The 5015-nt window shown below is 71.2% G+C and carries 7 protein-coding genes; 1 reads left to right on the top strand and 6 read right to left on the bottom strand.

The window, feature by feature from the left end:
* Positions 1-375: 375 nt before the first annotated feature.
* Positions 376-771, bottom strand: coding sequence for a ribonuclease domain-containing protein (locus C1I97_RS31270; RefSeq protein ID WP_111006437.1), 396 nt, complete (start codon positions 769-771; stop codon positions 376-378).
* 173 nt (positions 772-944) lie between these two features.
* Between C1I97_RS31270 and C1I97_RS31265 the strand changes: the two genes are divergently transcribed.
* Entirely contained in the window at positions 945-1505 is a 561-nt protein-coding gene (locus tag C1I97_RS31265; protein WP_146608347.1) for a hypothetical protein, read from the top strand.
* A 24-nt stretch (positions 1506-1529) separates the two neighbouring features.
* On the opposite strand, the gene C1I97_RS31260 is transcribed toward C1I97_RS31265, so the two are convergent.
* From C1I97_RS31260 to C1I97_RS31240, 5 genes are all read right to left on the bottom strand, one after another.
* Complete coding sequence (locus tag C1I97_RS31260) at positions 1530-2120, bottom strand: YceI family protein (protein ID WP_111006435.1); 591 nt, start codon at positions 2118-2120, stop codon at positions 1530-1532.
* Positions 2121-2234: 114 nt separating this feature from the next.
* Complete coding sequence (locus C1I97_RS31255; protein WP_258382823.1) at positions 2235-2573, bottom strand: antibiotic biosynthesis monooxygenase; 339 nt, start codon at positions 2571-2573, stop codon at positions 2235-2237.
* 23 nt (positions 2574-2596) lie between these two features.
* Positions 2597-2830 (bottom strand): hypothetical protein, encoded by a 234-nt coding sequence (locus C1I97_RS31250; protein WP_111006434.1) that lies wholly within the window; start codon positions 2828-2830, stop codon positions 2597-2599.
* A gap of 173 nt (positions 2831-3003) precedes the next feature.
* Positions 3004-3336, bottom strand: coding sequence for a putative quinol monooxygenase (locus C1I97_RS31245; RefSeq protein ID WP_111006433.1), 333 nt, complete (start codon positions 3334-3336; stop codon positions 3004-3006).
* A 105-nt stretch (positions 3337-3441) separates the two neighbouring features.
* Positions 3442-5015: glycosyltransferase family 39 protein (locus C1I97_RS31240; protein WP_111006432.1), on the bottom strand; the 1574-nt coding region annotated here is incomplete at its 5' end.

The following is a 5015-nucleotide window of genomic DNA, read 5'->3' as shown; positions in this document are numbered from 1 at the left end:
CCCGGATCCAGCGGATGCCCGGAGAGGGCGGCTGCACCGTCGGCAACGCCCTGGACCCGCTACCGCCACCGCACTGAACGGGGTGCCCGGCTCCGGCGAAAAGCCGCCTGCACCTTCCCCGCCGCCTGCTGCGCCGGGCCAACAAGATCCTCAAGGCGGCCCCGGCTTTCTTCGCGTCAATGACAAAGTCTGGGACGCAGGCCCACGGGTGGTGACACAGTGGCACGTACCGGCGGGGCCGGCTCGTTTCTTTGCTGCCCCAGCCATGGTGGCTTGTCGGCGATATGCCGCCCCGCGGCCGTTGTACGTGGAGGGTCCGCGGGGCGAGGGTCGTGCCGGATGCGGAAGTCCGAGTCCGCGACCGGAACCAGTGGCTCAGCAGCCGAAGTTGACCAGTTTGAACGTGACGTAGTGGTCCGAGGTGTAGTGGTCCTCCCGGGTCTTCTGGCCGGTGACTATGCGGCGGGCTCCGCGGTCGGGGGAGCCCGGGGTGACGACGGTGTACTCGTGGTAGTACCCGGTCGATTGCTTGGGCAGGACGCCCTCACGGTTCTGGAAGACGGCGCCGTCCTGGGAGTACGGGAAGGGACCGCCCTTGTCGATCAGGCGGAGCGTGTCGTACGCCTGGGAGGGCAGCGCGCTGTAGCAGATGCTGCCGACCGCGGTCGCGGCGGCGTCCGCCGGCCCGGCGGCGACGGTGCCGCCGACGAGGAGAGCGGACAGGAGGGCGCCCGCGGCGCCGATACGGGTGGTGCGTGGGGGGAATCTCATGCGCCTATGATGACGCGCGTAGATGTTGGCATGTCAATGACAAGTTTGAGAAATTCGCCGTCAAGTTTGTTGAATTCGCGGGGAGTTCATCTGCGTAGAGCCGTGCCGGGAGCGGCACCCGCGTGATCTTCCTATGGCGGGATTCGGGACGCCGCGCCTTGGTGGTGCGGCCCTTGTCACGATACGGAGGCAAGCCCATCGTGGTGGGCACCAGGGACCGCGTCTCGGTCCCGATCACGGTCCAGCTCGACAACAGCTCCGGCGGCATCACCACCATCGACGCGATGCTCTGGATCGGCGACGGGTACAGCTCCTCCTTCTCCTTCTACCTGGACGGCCCGGCCGGGCAGAACATGACGTGCGAGAAGACCACGTCCACCGTCTCGACCTGCACCGGAACCGCGACGCTCTATCCCACGCAGCTGCACAACTCGGCGACGATGCCGGCCTGGCTGCAGGTATCCGGCTACGCGTACGACGGCGGCCGGTACCTCCTGAACTCGAAGTACCCCGAGTACGCGGACCTGCCCGGCACGAGCGTCCCGGTGCTGAAGCAGACCACGCTGACGGTGAAAGCCACCCCGAAGCCGGTACGCAAGGGGGGCACCGTCACCATCACCGGACAGCTGAACCGGCCCGACTGGAACACCCTGATAGATCCGTACGGCACAGCCACCGCCACCGTCGGGTACCCGAAACAGCCGGTGAAGCTGCAGTTCAAATCGTGGTCTTGAACCGGTGGGCGAGGAGAATCCCGCTCACCCGGTCCCCTCCGGCTGCGCCGCCCCGCCGGCCGGTTCGAGGCCGGTCACCTCGAACTCCACCCGGACGTCGTCGGCCAGCCGCAAGGCGCCCAGGAACGCGGTGTAGGGCTTGATCCCCCAGTGGGACTGCGTGACGGTTGCCCAGCCCCGCACCGTTCCCCGGTCGTCCTCCTCCCCGTGCACCGTCACGGGCCGGGTCCGGCCCTTGACGGTGAGGTCCCCGGTGATCTCGAACGACTGCGGCGTTCCGGTGACACCGGTGGAGCGGAAGACGATCGTGGGGTGCTCCGATGTGTCGAGCAGACCTCTGCCCGACAGCGTCCGCTTGATGTCGGCCCGGTCGGCGTCGGTGAGCGCCTTCAGCCCGCCCGTTCCCTCCCGGACCTCCAACGAGCCCGCCTCGACCGTCACACTCACCGACGACCTGCCGGGCTCACCGACGGCCACGACCGCCTCGCCGGACCACCGGGTGGCCTCGAGCGTGAGGTCGTGCCCCGCTCTCCGGCCCAGTCCGGCACGGCCGGTCCTGATCAGGAGGCGACCGGCCGAGGGCCCGAGCCGGTGGGTTCCGTCCGAGAGCGTCATAGCGCCGAGGGTACGGGCGGGACACGGCCCGGATGCCGAAGCGGCCCCGATCGGCGAGTCCGCGTGTACGGGGGCGGTCGCGGCCCGGGCTGCCTGCCCGGCCCGCCCGGGGCGCTACCGCTGGGGGGCGGCGAGTTCCCGGCCGCGGTAGAAGCCCTCCCGCTCCTCGACGACGTACGGGGCCATGGCCGCACGCCGCTGCGCCTCCGGCTCGGAGCCCCGCCAGGCGTCGCACGCCTCCCGGGAGGTCCAGAACGACACTCCGGTGACCTCCTGTCCGTCGTCGGACCAGTACGCGTAGGAGCGGAGCAGGCCCTGCGGATAGGTGGCCGGGCGCCACGCCCTTTCGAACTCCTCCAGTGTGCCCGGCCGAAGGCGGCGTGTCGTCACCCAGACGAAGTGCTCCTCCATCACGGTCTCCTCCACGGCGTCGGCTCGGTCCGCGCGGGACATGTCAGTGCTGCGGTACTGCCGTGTCAGGCGTGGTCGACCAGTTGGGAGTGGCCCTTCTGCCGTGCGCAGTGGGCGCAGCAGAAGAACTGTCCGTCCGCCTGCAGCCCGTGGCCCAGGATCCGGCAGCTGCAGTTGTCGCAGCTCGGGGCCATGCGCTGGGCCGCGCACTCCAAGCTGTCGAAGACGTGCGTCGCTCCAGCCGCCCGCACTTCGAAGGCCATCTCGTAGTCATTGCCGCAGACTTCGCACGTCGCCATGGGCCATTCCTCCATTCGCGTTTCGCGGCGGGCGGGACCAGGGCTCCGCCCGCCGGCACATCCACGAGCCTGTGCCCAGCCGGCCGGCGGCGCAACTCCGCGGACGACGTCGTGCTCCGAACGGTGGAACGGCCCCCGGGCCCCGGCGTCTTCGCGAGCGCTCGGCGGTGTTGTCACTCCTGTCCGGGGACGCTCATCTCGCCCAGCAGCGACCAGTCGTCCTGCGGAACCGTCGTGTTCACGATCCGAGGCGTCTCGGCCAGGTGGGGCGGCAGGGTCCGCTGCGCGGCCTTGAAGTGCTCGGACTGCACGTGGGCCGCCCCCGCCTCGTCGTCGCGGAAGGCCTCGACCAGGACGTACTCCGTCGGGTCCTCGACGCTGCGGGACCAGTCGAACCACAGGCAGCCCGGCTCGTCGCGCGTGGCCGCGGTGAACTCGGCGGCGATCTCCGGCCACTGGTCGGCGTACTCGGGGCGGACACGGAACTTGGCGGTGATGAAGATCATCGTTCTCCTCCACACGGCCGTAGCCGTGGCGAAGATCGGACACAGCGGGGTGTGGTGATCGTAGCCGACGCGGAGCACACCGCCCGGCGGTGCTCTCCCGGCGGATCAGCCTGCGGCCGGTGTCCGAGCCGGGACTCGGGACCGGTACACGAGCAGGGTCGCGCTTTCGGGGACTCGCGGGAGCAGGGGGACCTGGACCTGGGGCGGGCCGAGGGCGTCGGCGAGGGCGTGGCGGAGATCCGCGCACTGATGGCCGTAGGTGCGATACCCGTCGCGGGTGACCAGCCAGATGCGTGCCCGACCGGACGTGCGGGCCAGCAGCCGGGTGGCGAAGGCGCCGGCGGACGCGCTCTTGTTGCGGCGCTCGTAGTCGACCCAGTCGACCACGGCAGGATCCTGTGCGGTGGGGTAGGCCAGCCGTCCGGCCGGTGCGTGCAGGAGCCGGGTGACAGGGGGGCCCAGCTGGTCGGGGCAGAAGACGACGGTGTCGCCCGCCGCGGCTTGCCGGTTGACGACCGCGGCGATCTGACCGGCCTGTGTGCGGGGAAGGGAGAGGTTCAGGGCGGCGACGGCGAGCCATGCCGTCAGGAGGGCGCCGAGGGAGGGCAGTTGGGCACGGCGGGGCAGCAAGGTGGTTCCGGAGGCGGCGATCAGTACGACGGGGGCCACGACGACCGCCGAGTAGCGCGCCACGAAGGCGGAGTCCAGGATGCTGCAGGCGGCGTAGGCCAGGACCAGCGTCAGTACGGTCACGGCGGCCACCGCGTCGAGGGGCGACCGTGTCCTCCAGGCGGGCGCCGGCCGGCCGGCGCCGTCCCTGCGCAGGAACAGGCCGGCCAGCAGTGGGGGCCACAGCAGCAGCGAGAGCGGCGCGTGCACCGGCCGGCCCCCGGCGGACCAGTAGCCGACCAGTTCGGTCCACGAGTGCCAGGCCGGTGGCGCGGCCCAGGGGGTCCCCGTGTGGCGGATCTGGAAGAGGAGGACGGGCGCCCAGGGAAGGAGGGCGACCAGCGACAGGGCCAGGGCCGCCGGCGTCCAGGCGTCGGCCGCTCGCCGGCCGCGGCACAGCCACCGCACCGTCGCGACCGCGCCGATGGCTGTCAGCAGGAACAGTGCCCAGTAGTGCGTCAGGAGGAGCAGGCCGCCCGGTACAGCGGTCATCAGGGTGTTCAGCGGGCCGGGGTGCTCCCGCAGACGCCGCAGCGCCAGCGCGAGGAGCAGGACCAGCAGGACGACCAGGGCGTACATGCGGGCTTCGGAGGCGTACCGGATCAACCAGGGATTGACCGCCGCGAGAAGCAGGGTCACGGTGCCGAGGCGAGGCCCGCCCAGCAGCAGGCCCCAACGCCGGAACAACGGCAGCGCGAGGAGGCTGAACGCCCCCGACAGACTCCGCACGGCGGCGTCACCGGTGCCGAAGGCGGCCATCCACAGATGCAGACACACGTAGTACAGGGGCGGGGAGCCGTCGTGCCGCAGCGCCTCCGGAAGCCGGTGCAGGGGCATGCGGGCGATGGCCACGCTCTGTGCCTCGTCCAGCCACAGAGGTGAGGGCGCCCAGAACCGCAGGATCGCTCCGGCTGCCACCACCGCCACCGTCACCGGACCGGCGAAGGGGGGCATGGACCGGCGCCGGGGGCCGGACGGCCACTTCGCCGCGGGGGAGAGGCCGGCTCCTG

The organism is Streptomyces sp. NTH33, assembly GCF_003236365.1.
Taxonomy (GTDB): domain Bacteria; phylum Actinomycetota; class Actinomycetes; order Streptomycetales; family Streptomycetaceae; genus Streptomyces.
The sequence above is the reverse complement of the archived record's forward strand: the minus strand, read 5'-3'. Positions and strand labels throughout refer to the sequence as shown.